The following is a 15,648-nucleotide window of genomic DNA, read 5'->3' as shown; positions in this document are numbered from 1 at the left end:
TAACTTGATTATAAAATTCGCCGTCAATAGTCTTATTGGAATCGCTACTATCTTTTTGTTGAATAATAAAGTTTTTGACGGGTTGCTTGAGTAAATCACTTTCCTTGTCCGCAGAGGCTTGAGGATCTAAGCGAGCCAGTCGTTCGGTTGGATCGGTTAGGTGGACGAAGGATATGTTGTTAAGAAACATTTGGGCATCAAAGTCGGCAGCAGTTTTACCAAAGTATTGGGTCACTGTATCAGCCATTTCAATACTTGGATAGACACTATCCATTTCCTTTAAATAGAACATGACGTTGTCCTTTAAGTCTCTCTTGATGTCGCTATAGCTGCGTGTACTAAGTTTTGTTTGTGCCGCGACCTTATAGATCCAGGCATAGGCGTAAGCATAATCGGTATAGTAGGTCGCCAAATCTTTCGGAGTAAAGGAGCTATTATCAAAATTGCGTGGTGCCAGGTAGTCCGCCAAGGTTTCATCCGGATCGACACTTACCCCAACCTTGGCGAGTTGAGTCATTTGACTTGCGGTAAAGTAGTTTGGACTGCCTTCAATATCATCAGTCGTGACGAACGGAAATGACTTGACGGTATTTATTTCCGCGGAAGAATAGCTCTGGGGAAGAGGATCCGCTGATGTTCCTGGATACCAGGGAACCTTGGTCGTCTGACCTTGTTCATCGGTGATCCAATTGTAAGGCGATTGAACCGATTCAAATTGATAGTTGACAGAGCCTTGAAGATCCGTTGCTTCGCTGGAGTCCGGATCAGTTGTTGCCGCTTGAGCCAGTGTCGGAGTGACGACACCACCCAGTAAACTTAATGTGAGGCCAGCTAGGACTAGCTGGCGAACTAATTTTAACATCTTATCACCTCATAATTTTCAGCTGAATATATGATCAGTCTAGCACAATTTGAGGCTAAAGAAGCAGGCATGTTAATNAATTTGAGGCTAAAGAAGCAGGCATGTTAATAAGTCAATTGCCCCTGAATGAATTCAGAGGTTTGTCGCTCACGTGTCTGACGGCACAGTAGTCTCAACATGCCTAGGCACGCCTACTCATAGTGGCAACATCATCGGGGTAATTGGGGGTTCATTTCAAAACGGAATCGCTCGGGGCCTTATTTAAATAGGTGACGGTAATTATAAAAAGATAAATAGACCAAACTTCCCCCAGAGACTCAGAAAGTTTGGTAGAATTAACTTAATTACAGTTCAGGAGGGATCGCCATTGAATTTTAAAGAACAAGATCCAGCGTTATGGCAGGCCATTGCTAATGAAGAACACCGGCAAGAGGATACCATTGAGTTGATTGCCTCAGAAAACATTGTCAGCCACGCCGTTCGAACGGCTCAAGGCTCCGTGTTGACCAACAAGTACGCCGAGGGTTACCCTGGTAAACGCTATTACGGAGGGACCCAGTACATTGATGTTGTTGAACAATTAGCCATTGACCGTGCTAAGAAGCTGTTTAACGCCGAGTACGCCAACGTCCAACCCCATTCTGGGTCACAGGCTAATCAGGCCGTCTACGCGGCATTTTTGAAGTCTGGTGACACTATCTTGGGGATGGGTCTGGACGCCGGGGGCCATTTGACCCACGGTGCCAAGGTTAACTTCTCTGGAAAACTCTATGAAGCCTACAGTTATGGCTTGAATCCCGAGACGGAACTCCTGGACTACGATATGATTCGTGATTTAGCCTTGAAAGTGAAGCCACAGCTGATTGTTGCTGGAGCTTCAGCATACTCTCGGATCATTGACTGGAATGCTTTCCGGTCAATCGCTGACGAAGTAGGGGCCTATCTGATGGTTGATATGGCACACATTGCCGGGCTGGTAGCGACCGGATTGCATCCTAGTCCCGTTGGTATCGCTGATGTGGTCACGACCACGACGCACAAGACCTTACGGGGGCCTCGTGGAGGTCTGATCTTATCGCAGGCTGAGAATGCCAAGCGCATCAACTCCGCCGTCTTCCCAGGGACGCAGGGGGGACCACTGGAACACGTTATTGCCGGCAAGGCCGCTGCTTTCTTTGAAGACCTTCAACCAGGATTTAAGGATTATGCGCAACAGATTATCACGAACGCTGCGGCAATGGCTGATGAATTCAATCAGTTGCCAACGGTTCGTGTGGTTTCTGGAGGAACTGATAATCACTTGATGACGTTGGACTTGTCTGACACGGAGCTTAATGGAAAACAGGCCCAAGAACTGTTGGATAGCGTGCTGATCACGACCAATAAAGAAGCCATTCCAAACGAGAAGCTCAGTCCATTCAAGACATCCGGTATTCGGCTGGGAACGCCGGCAATCACGACGCGTGGGTTCAATGCTGACGAGTGCCGCGAGGTGGCCCGCTTGATTGTGAAGACGGTCCTGAATCCTAATGATGACGCGGTATTAGCTGAGGTGAAGGCACAGGTTCATGAGTTGACCCAAGCCCATCCTTTAACCGCATTGCCATAAAATTAATGAAAAAACGTTTTCATTAAAAATTAATCCGTTCTGGTAGCGTAGATAATGGTACAATTGTAAGAAATCATAAAGGAGCGTTTATTCATGGGGAAGTTTCAAGTACTCGACCACCCGTTGATTCAACACAAGTTAACTATTATTCGGAATAAGAACTGTGGCACCCGCAGTTTCCGCGAGGTAGTTAATGAAATCTCGACCTTAATGGCATATGATGTTTCGCGTGACATGCCACTACAGGATAAGGTTATTGAGACGCCAGTGGCCAAGATGACTGCCAAGGAACTTGCTGGTAAGAAGGTGGCAATTGTGCCAATCTTACGTGCTGGTATTGGTATGGTCGATGGGATCTTAGAGTTGATCCCCGCTGCTAAGGTTGGCCACATCGGGATGTATCGCGATGAAGAAACCCTGCAGCCCCATGAATACTTCGTTAAGTTGCCGTCAGACATTGATCAACGACAAATTTTTATTGTGGATCCAATGTTAGCTACCGGTGGGTCAGCAATTATGGCCATCGATGCTTTGAAGAAGCGCGGCGCTAGCGAAAAGAACATGAAGTTCGTGTGCTTAGTATCTGCACCGGAAGGGGTTAAAGCCCTGCAAGCAGCCCATCCAGACGTTGACATTTACGCGGCTGCGTTGGACGATCACTTGAACGAAGATGGCTACATCGTGCCAGGTTTGGGCGATGCTGGTGATCGTTTGTTTGGGACGAAGTAAACTTTAAAGAGATTCGGCTTAGGGCCGAGTCTCTTATTTGTTTGCCGAAACCGCGGCTTTTCGGAATTTGTTCGGCACCACGGACAGACTTTCGGTTTGAACGGATACATTTGTTAAAAAGGGGCTTGACAACCCGAATTTGTTATGGAGCTGATTGCGCACGCAAGTAGACTGTGAAACCGGTTACTATCCTTTTCAGTACTAAGCTTTATCCAAGTCCCGAATAATGTTTAAACCGTGAAAAATTGTTTTGTTTTTTAGCTGAATTGGTGGTATCATTTCCAGTGTATTTGAATGGAGCGCTCGCTTCGTTCACTATTCCGCATTTCTCGAAAGAAAACTTAATGAAAATGTTGGGTGAAACCTTCGAGAAACCGCGTCCATATAGTGTTGAAAAGAGGTGATATTCGGTGAATGATGGTCCAGTTTCGACCTTCCAATTTCTGGGATTGACGTTTAGCACGGCCAACATTGTGTCAGCTTCGGTTGTCTTTTTACTTGTTGTTGCCCTGGTTTATTTTACTTCCAGACATTTGGCCATGAAGCCTACCAAGGGGCAAAACTTCTTGGAGTGGCTGATTGATTTTACCAACGGAATTTTGAAGGGGTCCATTCCTACCAAGGAAATTGGTGGTTTTGGATTGTACGGTTTCACTTTATTTATCTTCCTGTTCTTGTCAAACGAATTGGGATTGTTTATCAATCTCTCGTTGCCGAACGGTGCCACCATCGTCCGGAGTCCTACGTCGGATCCAATTACGACGCTGACTTTTTCATTAATGACGTTGATGCTTGCGCAGTTTGCAGGGGTAAGTAAATTGGGTTACAAGACCCACTTCGGAAATTACATGAAGCCTTTTAAGGTCTGGATAGTTATCAGTATCTTTGAAGAATTCACGAACTTCTTAACGTTGGGTTTACGTATCTTCGGGGTTATCTTCTCTGGCGAAATGCTTTTGGGGATAATTTGGAAGCTTGCGGTTTCACATGGCATCGCAACGATGATAGTCGCTGTACCACTTGAAATGGCTTGGCAAGGGTTCTCAGCTTTCTTGGGAGCAATCCAGGCCTTCGTGTTCGTTACGTTGTCTTCAGTTTACATTTCTCAAAAGCTTGAAGTTGAGGAATAAAGTACTTATCTAATTTTAAGGAGGAAACAATTATTATGGGAGCTATTGCAGCTGGTATCGCTATGGCCGGAGCCGCTATTGGTGGTGGTGTTGGTGACGGTATTCTTATTTCCAAAATGCTAGAAGGTATGGCCCGTCAACCTGAACTATCAGGTCAATTACGGACTAACATGTTCATCGGGGTTGGGCTTATCGAAGCCATGCCTATCATTGCCTTCGTTGTTGCTTTGATGGTTATGAACAAGTAGTTAGTCGCAATGATGTTTATATCTGATAGTAGAAGGAGGTGTCAATAGATGCTCTCACATTTAGTGGTTGGCGCAGGGCTTTACTTTGGTGATTCAATTTTCTACGTCGTTTGTTTCTTACTATTAATGTGGATCGTTAAGGTCTTGGCTTGGAAGCCAGTGACCAAGATGATGCAAGATCGGGCTGACAAGATCAGTAATGATATTGACTCAGCTGAAAGCTCTCGGAATGAAGCCGCTGACTTAGTTCAGAAGCGTCAAACCGCATTAGCTAGTTCTCGGTCTGAAGCACAGACGATTGTGAACGATGCCAAGACCAATGGTCAACAACAGCGTGAACAAATCGTTACACAAGCTCAAACAGACGCACAGACGTTGAAGCAAAATGCCCAAAAGGACATCGAGCAAGAACGCCAAGATGCCCTGGTCAATGCCCGCAATGACGTGGCGGACCTATCTATTGAGATTGCTTCCAAGATCATTCAACGAGAATTGAAAGCTGACGATCAAAAGGCACTCATTGATTCTTATATCGAAGGGTTGGGGAAGCAACATGAGTCTTAATAGGGCAACTGTAGCTAAGCGCTACGCAAAAGCATTATATGAACTGTTGTCCGAAAAAGACCAACTGGAGTCAGGCTTTACAGAGCTTAAAGAACTTCGAAGTATCTTCCAGGACAACCCGCAATTGAGCACTTTGCTCTCAGACGCTAGCCTGCAGGTTGCTGAACGTGAGGCTTTAGTACAACCGTTACTGAAAGACGCATCGCCATATATCAAGAACTTTGTTCAAATGGTATATGACTATGGTCGCATGGAAAACGTGGTCGACATCGTCGATCAATTCCAGGCCATGTATGATGAGGCTAACCACACGGTTTACGCTGAAGTCACAACGGCAGTACCTTTAACTGATGATCAAAAGACGAAGATCGAGAAAACCTACGCAGAACGTGTAGGGGCCGATAAGGTTATCTTGAGTAGTCAGGTCGATCCTTCTGTGATCGCTGGGGTCATCGTTAAGGCTGCTGACACGGTTCTTGATGGTAGTTTACGAACAAAAATCAATCGTTTACGGCAGCAACTGCTTGCATAACGAATTCGGTAATAAAGAGGTGAAACTTTCATGAGCATTAAAGCTGAGGAAATCAGTGCTCTAATTAAACAACAATTAGAAAGCTACAAGGATGAAATCTCAGTTGAAGAAACTGGTACGGTTACTTACGTTGGTGATGGTGTTGCCCGGGCCCACGGTCTGAACAACGCTTTGCAAGGTGAGTTGCTGTTGTTTGATAACGGGGTTTATGGGATGGTCCAAAACCTCGAATCCAGTGACGTTGGTATCGTTGTCTTGGGTGATTTTACTGGAATCACTGAAGGCGACTCCGTTAAGCGGACTGGACGAATCATGGAAGTTCCCGTTGGCGATCAATTAATCGGTCGGGTTGTAAACCCACTGGGCCGGCCAATTGACGGTAAAGGGGACATTTCCACGGACAAGACGCGGCCAATCGAACACAAAGCACCTGGTGTTATGGAACGGCAAGGGGTTAGTGAACCTCTGCAAACCGGGATTAAAGCCATCGATGCTTTGGTTCCAATTGGACGTGGACAACGTGAATTGATCATCGGTGACCGGAAGACTGGGAAGTCCTCTATCGCCATCGATACGATCATTAACCAAAAGGGTCAAAACATGATCTGTATCTACGTTGCTATTGGTCAGAAGGCTTCTACGGTGCGTGCACAAGTTTCTACGCTGGAAAAATTCGGCGCTATGGACTACACGATCGTCGTTACTGCTAGTCCTTCCGAACCAGCACCAATGTTGTACGTTGCACCATATGCCGGTGCTGCCATGGGTGAAGAATTCATGCACAACGGCAAGCATGTTCTGATCGTCTACGATGATTTAACTAAGCAAGCCGATGCTTACCGTGAACTCTCCTTGATTTTACGGCGGGCACCAGGTCGTGAAGCATATCCTGGTGATATCTTCTACACCCACTCCCGTTTGCTGGAACGGGCTGCTAAGTTAAGTGACGAACTAGGTGGCGGTTCAATGACGGCTTTGCCTGTCATCGAAACCAAGGCCGGGGACGTTTCTGCTTACATCCCAACCAACGTTATTTCCATCACCGATGGTCAAATCTTCCTGAACAGTGATTCATTCTATTCTGGGATTCGGCCAGCTATGGATGCCGGGACTTCTGTTTCCCGGGTTGGTGGTGACGCTCAGATCAAGGCCATGAAGAAGGTTGCTGGGACGTTGCGGTTGGACTTATCTGCCTACCGTGAACTTGAATCCTTCGCCCAATTCGGTTCTGATTTGGATGCCGCAACCAAGGCTCGACTAGACCGTGGTGCACGGACCGTGGAAGTCTTAAAGCAAGGCTTGCATGAATCTGTTCCGGTTGCCAAGGAAGTTATTATCTTGTTTGCGTTGACTCATGGTCACTTGGACAAGCTCGAAATTGAAGACGTTTTGCGTTACCAAAACGAGCTGTTCGACTACATGGATGCCAGCCATCAAGATCTCGAAGACACGATTACCAAGACGGGGAACTTGCCAGAAGGCGACTCTCTCGAAACGGCCATTGCTGAATTCGATGCAACTTTCCAACCAACTGCTAAGGCCGATAATACGGCGGCAGACACGGCTGATTAAGATTACTTGAAGGAAGGATGGTGAGAAATAATGGCTGAATCAATTCATGACGTCCAACGTCGAATTACATCCACGAAAGCAACCCGTCAGATTACGGCGGCGATGCACATGGTTTCGACCGCGAAGTTAAATAAGATTCAGAAACACGCAGTCGGCTACCAAGACTATGTTTCGAAGGTTAAGGCTGTCGTTATGCATCTTTCACAGTCTCATCTGTTAGATAATTCCTCAAGTAGCCTACAGTCGAACCGTCCAGTAAAGAAAACCGCATATTTAGTGATCACCTCCGATCGTGGAATGGTGGGTAGCTATAATAGTAGCGTGCTCCGGGAAGCCAATACGTTCATTAAAGAACGGACGCCTAATCCTGACGACTACATGGTGTTAGCCGTTGGGGGAACAGGTGCCGACTTCTACCGGAACCGTGGCATCAACGTGGCTTACGAATACCGTGGGGTCAGCGATGTGCCTGAATTTAACGAAGTTCGGGAAATCGTTAAGACCGTAACCACGATGTTTGACAATGAGGTGTTTGATCAACTCTTTGTGTGCTACAACCACTTTGTAAACCGGATTTCATCCCGTTTTCGGGCTGAAAAAATGTTACCAGTTGACAAGGAAACCTTGTCGACTGATGCGGCAAACGATACGCAAGCTGCACCTTTAACTGCTGAATACGATACCGAACCTTCTGAAGAAGAAGTGTTGCAGGTCGTTCTGCCACAATACGCAGAAAGTTTAGTTTACGGTGCAATCTTGGACGCGAAGACTTCCGAACATGCATCAAGTTCAAATGCGATGCAATCAGCCACTGATAATGCCGATGATTTGATTGGAACGTTGCAACTGCACTATAATCGTGCACGACAAGCAGCAATCACCACTGAAATCACCGAAATTACTGGTGGTCAGGAAGCCTTAAATAATTAATGACGGGAGGAATTAACGAATAATGAGTGCTGGTAAAATTGTTCAAGTTATCGGACCTGTTGTTGACGTTGAATTCCCACTGAATGATGAATTACCTGACATCAACACCGCCCTTAACATCAAAAAAGATGATGGTAGTATCCTTGTAACCGAAGTTGCCTTGGAATTAGGTGACGGGGTTATGCGGACGATTGCCATGGACGGTACCGATGGTCTTCGCCGGGGTATGGAAGTAGAAAACACTAAGGCTTCTATTTCTGTTCCTGTCGGTGACGACACTCTCGGTCGGGTGTTCAACGTTCTGGGGAATCCTATTGACGGCGGTGCCGAATTTGGACCAGACGCAGAACGGATGCCAATTCACCGTGATGCACCTAAATATGACGAATTAAACCCTACGACTGAAATCCTGGAAACGGGTATCAAGGTTATTGACTTACTCGAACCTTACGTTCGTGGTGGGAAGATTGGGTTGTTCGGTGGTGCCGGTGTTGGTAAGACCGTTTTAATTCAAGAATTAATCCATAACATTGCTCAAGGCCATAACGGGATTTCCGTCTTCACCGGTGTTGGTGAACGGACTCGTGAAGGTAACGATATGTACTGGGAAATGAAAGGTTCAGGGGTTCTGAAGCAAACGGCCATGGTTTATGGTCAAATGAACGAACCTCCTGGTGCCCGGATGCGGGTTGCCCTGACTGGTTTGACCATTGCGGAATACTTCCGTGATGTTAAGGGCCAAGATGTGCTGCTCTTCATCGATAACATCTTCCGGTTCACGCAAGCTGGTTCTGAAGTTTCTGCCCTCTTGGGTCGGATTCCTTCAGCCGTTGGTTACCAACCAACGTTGGCTACTGAAATGGGTCAGTTACAGGAACGGATCACGTCGACGAAGAAGGGGTCTATCACCTCGATCCAAGCCGTTTACGTGCCTGCCGATGACTATACCGACCCTGCTCCTGCCACGACTTTCGCCCATTTGGATGCCACGACTAACTTGGAACGTGCTTTGACGCAACAAGGGATTTACCCAGCCGTGGACCCACTGGCTTCGACGTCTACTGCCTTGGCCCCTGAAATCATCGGTCAAGAACACTACGATGTTGCTACGGAAGTTCAACACGTCTTGCAACGGTACCATGAATTGCAAGATATCATCTCTATCTTAGGGATGGATGAACTTTCCGAAGAAGAACAAACGATTGTTAACCGTGCTCGGCGGATTCAATTCTTCCTGTCACAACCATTCTCCGTTGCTTCACAATTTACGGGTATGGACGGGAAGTATGTTAAGTTGGAAGATACTGTCCGGAGTTTCAAGGAAATCTTAGATGGTAAGTATGATGACCTACCAGAAGATGCTTTCCGGAACTGTGGTGCTATCGAAGACGCTGTCGAAAAGGCTAAGCAAATGAACGCTGCCGTTGCCAACAACTAGGGAGGGATTCTAATTGGCTGATAATCAATCAGTATTATCCGTTAGTATCGTAACCCCAGATGGCCGGGTCTATGAAAACGATGGTGAGCTCTTGGTCATCAAGACTAAGTTGGGTCAACTCGGGATCATGCCCAATCACGTGCCCGTCATTTCTTCTCTGGAAGTTGACGAAGTACGGGTTAAACATGATGGTGAAGAGGATGAAATTGCCGTTAACGGTGGTTTCCTAGAATTCTCCGATAATGTTGCCACCATTGTTGCTGACAGTGCGGAACGTCAAGACGATATTGACGTCGGTCGGGCCGAAAGTGCTCGTGATCGGGCGCAAGCTGCCATTAAAAAGGCGCAAGAAGCTCATGACGATGACACTTTGGCACGGGCTGAGGTCGCTTTGCGGCGGGCCATCAACCGAATTAACGTCGCCAACCATTAAGCACACTAATGCAAGTCAAAAAAGGCAATTCTCACTAACGGGAATTGTCTTTTTGTTTGCTTAAAATTCAAATTGGTCCTTGGTGATGTGTGGCCGTAAACAAGTGTCGGGACCAGATAATTGTGGATTGGTCTAGGTGATGAAAAAATTAAAGTTCGGAATTTACCGATGCCCAATCCAGCTATTTGAAGTCAATGGTTAGCAATCGAAGCCGTTTACTCTATGATTTCAAATGAAAGGCCCCCTGGAAACGTCATTCACTGAAATTACTTATAGTTTGTTCAGTCACAGCTATTAATAAAAGTAAATGTAATATTACAAACGCTGATTTTGCCGGAATTTCAAGGACAAGCACGAAAAATTATGCTATAGTTGGTGAGAATGTTTAGAAAGGATTGAGTTAATGAAACTTCTAGGGTTGCAAGCGATTCTAACGATTGTTAGTCATTTGACGTTCATTGCCCTCGCGTTTTGGGCAATCTCGGCGTTACACATTGAACGACTAATGTCGGTGTACCCCCGTCAGGCACGGGTCGTTATCGTGATGTTGTCGGTAGCGATAGGGTACGGCTGCAGCTCGTTCTTTCTGGACTTCATCAATAATGTTCGTAATCTGGGCTATTTACTATAGGCAAGCCCGAAAATTCTTTGGAGGTATCCCATGGAAAAAATTATTGTTCATGGTGGGAACCGCTTAACTGGTGAGGTAAATATCGAAGGCGCAAAGAATGCGGTTCTGCCAATCCTGGCAGCCTCGATCCTTGGTCAAGATGGACTCACCCACTTAGCAAATGTTCCAGTTTTATCTGATGTTTATACGATGAATAAGGTCCTTCGTTTCCTGAACCTGCGCGTTGATTTTAACGAAGAGCGGCGGGAAGTTACTATCGATGCGACCCACCAAGTGTCAAGTGAAGCACCATTTGAATACGTTTCCAAGATGCGGGCATCCATCGTTGTGATGGGGCCACTTCTGGCGCGGTTAGGTCATGCCCGGGTGGCATTACCCGGTGGTTGTGCCATTGGAACGCGTCCGATTGATTTACATTTGAAGGGGCTTGAAGCATTGGGTGCCCGGATTGAGCAGCACGATGGCTACATTGAAGCTTTCGCTGATCAATTAAAGGGAACGCACATTTACTTAGATTTTCCTAGCGTCGGCGCAACGCAAAATATCATGATGGCTGCCTGCCTTGCGCAGGGGACGACCGTGATTGATAATGTTGCCCGTGAACCAGAAATTGTGGACTTAGCTAACGTCTTGAACAAGATGGGGGCTCATGTTCGCGGTGCCGGGACGGAAACGTTGCGGATCGATGGTGTTGAGAAGATGCACGGGACGGAACACAACGTGGTTCAGGACCGAATCGAAGCAGGGACTTTCATGGTTGCTGCTGCATTGACTCAGGGTAATGTGCTGATCAAGGACGGTATTGTTGAACATAACAAGCCCTTAATTTCCAAATTACAAGAAATGGGTGTACAAGTGACGGAAGAAGCCGCTGGTATCCGGGTCGTTGGCCCAGAAAAGTTAATGCCGACGGACGTTAAGACCTTGCCATACCCTGGTTTCCCAACTGATATGCAGCCACAGATGACCATTTTACAGTTGGCTGCTGAGGGGACTAGCACGATGACCGAAACTGTCTTTGAAAACCGGTTCATGCATCTGGAAGAATTACGCCGGATGAATGCCCAGTTCCAAATCAACGGGCGGACGGTCGTGATGCACGGGCCAACCGACTTTAACGGGGCTGAAGTCGCAGCTACTGATTTACGGGCAGCCGCAGCGTTAGTTCTGGCTGGCTTGGTTGCTGACGGATACACGCAAGTGACGAACTTGAAGTACCTTGACCGCGGTTACTACGACTTCCACAAGAAGTTGACGGCCCTGGGTGCACAGGTCAAACGGGTCGACTTCCCAGAAGACGATACGGTGGTCTTAAAGAACACGCACGTCAAAAATTAGAACTTATTTAGGGTGGCACTTGTGGCCGCCTTTTTATTATCAAAAGGGTGCTGGCACGCGTCAGCACCTGTTTGACCTAGAAGAATTTTGCGATAATTCAGGCGCAGCGGTTGGGGGACGAATCGTTAACAATTCGTTTAGTTCCCGCTTGAGCGCGAGAAAGCATTTAGAGTTGTTGGAGATTATGGTATAATGAAATGTTGAAAATTGGCATTAAAAATCAGGAGGACGCATAAGTATGGCGAAAGACATTGGAATTGATTTGGGGACTGCGAACGTTTTAATCTACGTGGTCGGCAAAGGTATCGTATTAAATGAACCATCAGTCGTTGCAATCGATACGAAGACTGACAAGGTATTAGCGGTGGGCTCCGAAGCTTATCGAATGGTTGGCCGGACCCCCGGTAACATTCGGGCTATTCGTCCCTTGAAGGATGGGGTCATTTCTGATTTCGATATCACTGAAGCCATGCTCTCCTATTTCATCAATAAATTAAGCGTAAAGGGCTTCCTATCCAAGCCTAACATCATGATCTGTGCCCCAACGAACATTACCGAGATCGAACGGAAGGCCATCATTCAGGCTGCTGAAAAGTCTGGTGGCGCCAAAGTCTATCTGGAATACGAACCAAAGGTGGCTGCATTGGGTGCCGGAATGGATATCTTCAAGCCAAGTGGTAACATGGTCATCGACATGGGTGGGGGCACGAGTGACATCGCGATCCTTTCCCTGGGTGACATCGTGGCTAGTCGTTCGATTCGGGTCGCTGGTGACCGGATGAACACTGAGATCGTGAACTACCTGAAGCATCACCACAACCTGATTATCGGGGAACGGACCGCTGAAACCATCAAGATTAAGATTGGGACGGCCTACCCAGAACCCGGTAATGAAGAAAAGACGATGGACGTTCGTGGCCGGGATTCCGTTAGTGGGATGCCTACTGAAACGACGATTACCGCCGCTGAAGTTGAATTGGCCATCCACGATTCCGTTGACCAGATTGTGTCAGCTGCCATGGCCGTGTTGGAAACGACACCACCAGAATTGGCTGCGGATATTATCGATCGTGGCATCATGTTGACTGGTGGGGGTGCCTTGCTCGATGGTATCGACAAGCTCTTCTCTGAAAAGCTGACGGTTCCGGTCATCATCTCCGAAGATCCACTGGATAACGTGGCCAAGGGTGCTGGTGTGCTTCTGGAGCACATGGACACCAAGACCGCTAAGGAAAACAACTAACAGTCTGTGGTTAACACAGAAGGGAGCATCGCGATGAAATGGTTACTGACGAAGCTGGTTCGTGGTTATCAACGGTTCATTTCACCGCTGTTTCCACCGACCTGTCGGTATTATCCGACGTGTTCGAATTACATGCTACAGGCATTAGCCAAGCATGGTGCAGTTAAAGGGGGCCTGATGGGGCTGTCACGCATCCTGCGTTGTCATCCCTTCGTCCGCGGTGGCGTTGATCCCGTACCGGATCATTTCACTTTACGCCGGAACTTCGCGGCTGAGCAGGCTTACCGCAAGGAAATGGGCCTTGATAAAAATTCCCCCACTAAATAAAGGAGAGTTGGCATGAGTAAACGAGAAAAAGCAGTGCAAGTCACAGTTGATGAACAAAAATTACCAGAAGGCGCAACGATGTCTATCTTAAAGATCGGCGACGAGACAATTGGGACGGTTAAGCCTGACGGCGACCGTTTCGAAGCGCAGCTCAATGACGGTGACGTCTATCGCGCTAAGACGGTCGACGAAGGTGTCGAACTGCTCTTGCGGGACTATCACCTGCATCGCGGTTAATAATTTTTAGTAAAGTTGGCCGCAGTGAATCGTTAAAGTTCACTGCGGCCTTTATACTTAGGAGTATCTTAGTTTGAAATAAGGAGCAATCATTGTGGCAAAGAATGCGACAGAACAACGGACCGAGACCGATTCCCGAATCGACTGGGGAATCATCTTCTGTGTCCTGATGTTGGCCCTGATTGGGTTAGCATCCATCTATGTAGCGGCGACCCACGATAGTAGTGCCACGAGCATTACATCCGCTGTGGTCTCACAGTTAGTCTGGTACGTTATTGGGACGGTTGCCATCATTATCATCATGCAATTCGACTCCGAACAGCTGTGGAAGGTGGCACCGGTGCTGTATGGGCTGGGAATCTTCCTGCTGGCGGCCGTGTTGATCTTCTATAGTCGGGCGTACTATCTGAATACCGGTGCGCGGAGTTGGTTTGCCATCGGGTCATTGACCTTCCAGCCGTCCGAAGTCATGAAGCCCGCCTTTATCCTGATGTTGGCGCGGGTCGTAACGGAACACAATAGCCAGAATCCGTTTCACACGGTGCGGACGGACTGGGTGTTGATTGGTAAGTTGATTCTCTGGACCTTACCAGTGGCTATACTGTTGAAATTACAAAATGACTTCGGGACCATGCTGGTATTCTTCGCTATCGTAGGTGGGGTGATACTGGTCTCCGGAATTACCTGGAAGATCATTGCCCCCGCGTTTGCGATTGTCGGGGGTGTCGGGGGAACCGCGTTGGCGTTGGTTACGACCGATGCTGGACGAAAAATTCTGGAAAAGGTTGGCTTTCAAGCCTATCAGTTCTCCCGGGTCGATACCTGGCTGCATCCCTCACAGGATACCTCGAATAGTGGGTATCAGTTGTGGCAAAGTATGAAGGCGGTGGGGTCCGGTGGCATCTTTGGGACCGGGTTCAACGTTTCTCATGTTTACGTCCCTGTCCGGGAATCCGATATGATTTTCTCCGTAATTGGTGAAAACTTTGGGTTCATCGGGGGCTGTGTCTTGATCTTCCTGTACTTCTTGTTGATCTATCAAATGATCCGGGTAACGTTCGATACCAAGAACGTCTTCTACGCCTACATTTCCACTGGGGTTATCATGATGATTCTCTTCCACGTGTTCGAAAACATTGGGATGAGCATTGGGCTCTTGCCACTGACCGGTATTCCATTGCCGTTTGTTAGTCAAGGGGGGTCAGCTCTGATTGGGAACCTCATCGGGATTGGTTTAATCATGTCGATGCGGTATCATTATAAGAGTTACATGTTTAGTCGTAATGACGCATTTAAATAAAAAGGAGATCAGATAATATGGCTGAAATGGTAAAGTATTTTTGGACAAAATCAGTTGCTGATGGCACCCGAATTGGATTGACCACTGAAGGACAAGACGAGTTAGGTACTATCAAATTCGCCAAGTTACCTGCAGTTGGCGACACGGTCAAGAAGGGTGAAAACCTGTTGAGCGTGGAAGCTGACAAGGCTGTATCCGACATCCAAAGCCCAGTTTCTGGTAAAGTTGCCGCCGTTAACCCAGCGTTAGCGAACGACTTCGATGCCTTAAACGGCAGTGATACTGACGCTGCTTGGTTTGTGGACGTCCAAGAAGCTTAATTAGAGTGATCGAACCGGTTCGGCTCCACGCGGAGTTGAACCGGTTTTTGCGTCCCTGTGGAAAGGCAGAGTGTAGCGTTCGCCTTCGGCTGCCAGGGGTTCTGGTTGCTATGGGGACCGCCTGCAGCCGAAGGGCGGGCTTCCGGCTCGGTTGGGAACCTCGCAAAGTTCATGCGAGTTTCCCAACACGTCCCACGCTGTAAGT

At 47.5% G+C, this 15,648-nt stretch carries 18 protein-coding genes; 17 read left to right on the top strand and 1 reads right to left on the bottom strand.

The genetic code is table 11. The features are described from left to right. Positions 1-862 (bottom strand): hypothetical protein (locus tag FD07_RS00615; RefSeq protein ID WP_057161926.1); only part of this gene is annotated, 862 nt, incomplete at its 3' end. A gap of 367 nt (positions 863-1,229) precedes the next feature. Between FD07_RS00615 and glyA the strand changes: the two genes are divergently transcribed. The 17 genes from glyA (at position 1,230) to FD07_RS00530 (ending at position 15,443) form a co-directional block, all read left to right on the top strand. Continuing rightward, the gene (gene glyA, locus FD07_RS00610; RefSeq protein ID WP_020088411.1) at positions 1,230-2,471 is read left to right on the top strand and encodes a serine hydroxymethyltransferase; all 1,242 of its coding nucleotides are present in this window, start codon (positions 1,230-1,232) and stop codon (positions 2,469-2,471) included. A 93-nt stretch (positions 2,472-2,564) separates the two neighbouring features. Next, a complete protein-coding gene (gene upp, locus FD07_RS00605; protein WP_020088410.1) occupies positions 2,565-3,200 on the top strand; it encodes a uracil phosphoribosyltransferase in 636 nt (211 codons plus the stop codon). 410 nt (positions 3,201-3,610) lie between these two features. Next, positions 3,611-4,330, top strand: a complete 720-nt coding sequence (atpB, locus tag FD07_RS00600; protein WP_020088409.1) for a F0F1 ATP synthase subunit A — start codon at positions 3,611-3,613, stop codon at positions 4,328-4,330. Between the two features lie 35 nt (positions 4,331-4,365). Further along, positions 4,366-4,578 carry a F0F1 ATP synthase subunit C gene (gene atpE / locus FD07_RS00595; RefSeq protein WP_020088408.1) on the top strand — a complete coding sequence of 71 codons (213 nt, stop codon included), beginning with the start codon at positions 4,366-4,368 and terminating at the stop codon, positions 4,576-4,578. Positions 4,579-4,626: 48 nt separating this feature from the next. Further along, the gene (gene atpF / locus FD07_RS00590; RefSeq protein ID WP_020088407.1) at positions 4,627-5,142 is read left to right on the top strand and encodes a F0F1 ATP synthase subunit B; all 516 of its coding nucleotides are present in this window, start codon (positions 4,627-4,629) and stop codon (positions 5,140-5,142) included. After that, positions 5,132-5,674, top strand: a complete 543-nt coding sequence (gene atpH, locus FD07_RS00585; RefSeq protein WP_020088406.1) for an ATP synthase F1 subunit delta — start codon at positions 5,132-5,134, stop codon at positions 5,672-5,674. Before atpF ends, atpH begins: the two co-directional genes overlap by 11 nt. 30 nt (positions 5,675-5,704) lie before the next feature. Continuing rightward, positions 5,705-7,246: a F0F1 ATP synthase subunit alpha gene (gene atpA, locus FD07_RS00580; RefSeq protein WP_020088405.1), complete on the top strand. Its 1,542-nt coding sequence runs from the start codon at positions 5,705-5,707 to the stop codon at positions 7,244-7,246. 30 nt (positions 7,247-7,276) lie between these two features. Further along, positions 7,277-8,176 carry a F0F1 ATP synthase subunit gamma gene (locus tag FD07_RS00575; RefSeq protein ID WP_020088404.1) on the top strand — a complete coding sequence of 300 codons (900 nt, stop codon included), beginning with the start codon at positions 7,277-7,279 and terminating at the stop codon, positions 8,174-8,176. A 22-nt stretch (positions 8,177-8,198) separates the two neighbouring features. Continuing rightward, positions 8,199-9,614, top strand: a complete 1,416-nt coding sequence (gene atpD, locus FD07_RS00570; protein ID WP_020088403.1) for a F0F1 ATP synthase subunit beta — start codon at positions 8,199-8,201, stop codon at positions 9,612-9,614. 13 nt (positions 9,615-9,627) lie between these two features. Next, positions 9,628-10,047 carry a F0F1 ATP synthase subunit epsilon gene (locus FD07_RS00565; protein ID WP_020088402.1) on the top strand — a complete coding sequence of 140 codons (420 nt, stop codon included), beginning with the start codon at positions 9,628-9,630 and terminating at the stop codon, positions 10,045-10,047. 403 nt (positions 10,048-10,450) lie between these two features. Next, entirely contained in the window at positions 10,451-10,678 is a 228-nt protein-coding gene (locus tag FD07_RS00560; protein ID WP_020088401.1) for a DUF1146 family protein, read from the top strand. A gap of 30 nt (positions 10,679-10,708) precedes the next feature. Next, the gene (gene murA, locus FD07_RS00555) at positions 10,709-12,016 is read left to right on the top strand and encodes a UDP-N-acetylglucosamine 1-carboxyvinyltransferase (protein WP_020088400.1); all 1,308 of its coding nucleotides are present in this window, start codon (positions 10,709-10,711) and stop codon (positions 12,014-12,016) included. Between the two features lie 238 nt (positions 12,017-12,254). Beyond that, positions 12,255-13,259 (top strand): rod shape-determining protein, encoded by a 1,005-nt coding sequence (mreB, locus tag FD07_RS00550; protein ID WP_020088399.1) that lies wholly within the window; start codon positions 12,255-12,257, stop codon positions 13,257-13,259. Positions 13,260-13,292: 33 nt separating this feature from the next. Beyond that, positions 13,293-13,586 carry a membrane protein insertion efficiency factor YidD gene (gene yidD, locus FD07_RS00545; protein ID WP_020088398.1) on the top strand — a complete coding sequence of 98 codons (294 nt, stop codon included), beginning with the start codon at positions 13,293-13,295 and terminating at the stop codon, positions 13,584-13,586. Between the two features lie 12 nt (positions 13,587-13,598). Next, a complete protein-coding gene (locus FD07_RS00540; RefSeq protein WP_020088397.1) occupies positions 13,599-13,823 on the top strand; it encodes a DUF2969 domain-containing protein in 225 nt (74 codons plus the stop codon). Positions 13,824-13,917: 94 nt separating this feature from the next. Next, positions 13,918-15,123 (top strand): FtsW/RodA/SpoVE family cell cycle protein, encoded by a 1,206-nt coding sequence (locus FD07_RS00535; RefSeq protein WP_020088396.1) that lies wholly within the window; start codon positions 13,918-13,920, stop codon positions 15,121-15,123. Between the two features lie 17 nt (positions 15,124-15,140). Further along, positions 15,141-15,443, top strand: coding sequence for a glycine cleavage system protein H (locus tag FD07_RS00530; protein ID WP_020088395.1), 303 nt, complete (start codon positions 15,141-15,143; stop codon positions 15,441-15,443). Positions 15,444-15,648: the final 205 nt, after the last annotated feature.

It is taken from the genome of Levilactobacillus parabrevis ATCC 53295, from assembly GCF_001434055.1.
Lineage (GTDB): Bacteria > Bacillota > Bacilli > Lactobacillales > Lactobacillaceae > Levilactobacillus > Levilactobacillus parabrevis.
The sequence above is the reverse complement of the archived record's forward strand: the minus strand, read 5'-3'. Positions and strand labels throughout refer to the sequence as shown.

Coding starts and splice junctions, on each gene's coding strand:
- upp (WP_020088410.1), top strand. CDS start 2,565: ATGGGGAAGTTTCAAGTACTCGACCACCCGTTGATTCAACACAAGTTA.
- atpE (WP_020088408.1), top strand. CDS start 4,366: ATGGGAGCTATTGCAGCTGGTATCGCTATGGCCGGAGCCGCTATTGGT.
- atpF (WP_020088407.1), top strand. CDS start 4,627: ATGCTCTCACATTTAGTGGTTGGCGCAGGGCTTTACTTTGGTGATTCA.
- atpH (WP_020088406.1), top strand. CDS start 5,132: ATGAGTCTTAATAGGGCAACTGTAGCTAAGCGCTACGCAAAAGCATTA.
- atpA (WP_020088405.1), top strand. CDS start 5,705: ATGAGCATTAAAGCTGAGGAAATCAGTGCTCTAATTAAACAACAATTA.
- FD07_RS00575 (WP_020088404.1), top strand. CDS start 7,277: ATGGCTGAATCAATTCATGACGTCCAACGTCGAATTACATCCACGAAA.
- atpD (WP_020088403.1), top strand. CDS start 8,199: ATGAGTGCTGGTAAAATTGTTCAAGTTATCGGACCTGTTGTTGACGTT.
- FD07_RS00560 (WP_020088401.1), top strand. CDS start 10,451: ATGAAACTTCTAGGGTTGCAAGCGATTCTAACGATTGTTAGTCATTTG.
- murA (WP_020088400.1), top strand. CDS start 10,709: ATGGAAAAAATTATTGTTCATGGTGGGAACCGCTTAACTGGTGAGGTA.
- mreB (WP_020088399.1), top strand. CDS start 12,255: ATGGCGAAAGACATTGGAATTGATTTGGGGACTGCGAACGTTTTAATC.
- yidD (WP_020088398.1), top strand. CDS start 13,293: ATGAAATGGTTACTGACGAAGCTGGTTCGTGGTTATCAACGGTTCATT.
- FD07_RS00540 (WP_020088397.1), top strand. CDS start 13,599: ATGAGTAAACGAGAAAAAGCAGTGCAAGTCACAGTTGATGAACAAAAA.
- FD07_RS00530 (WP_020088395.1), top strand. CDS start 15,141: ATGGCTGAAATGGTAAAGTATTTTTGGACAAAATCAGTTGCTGATGGC.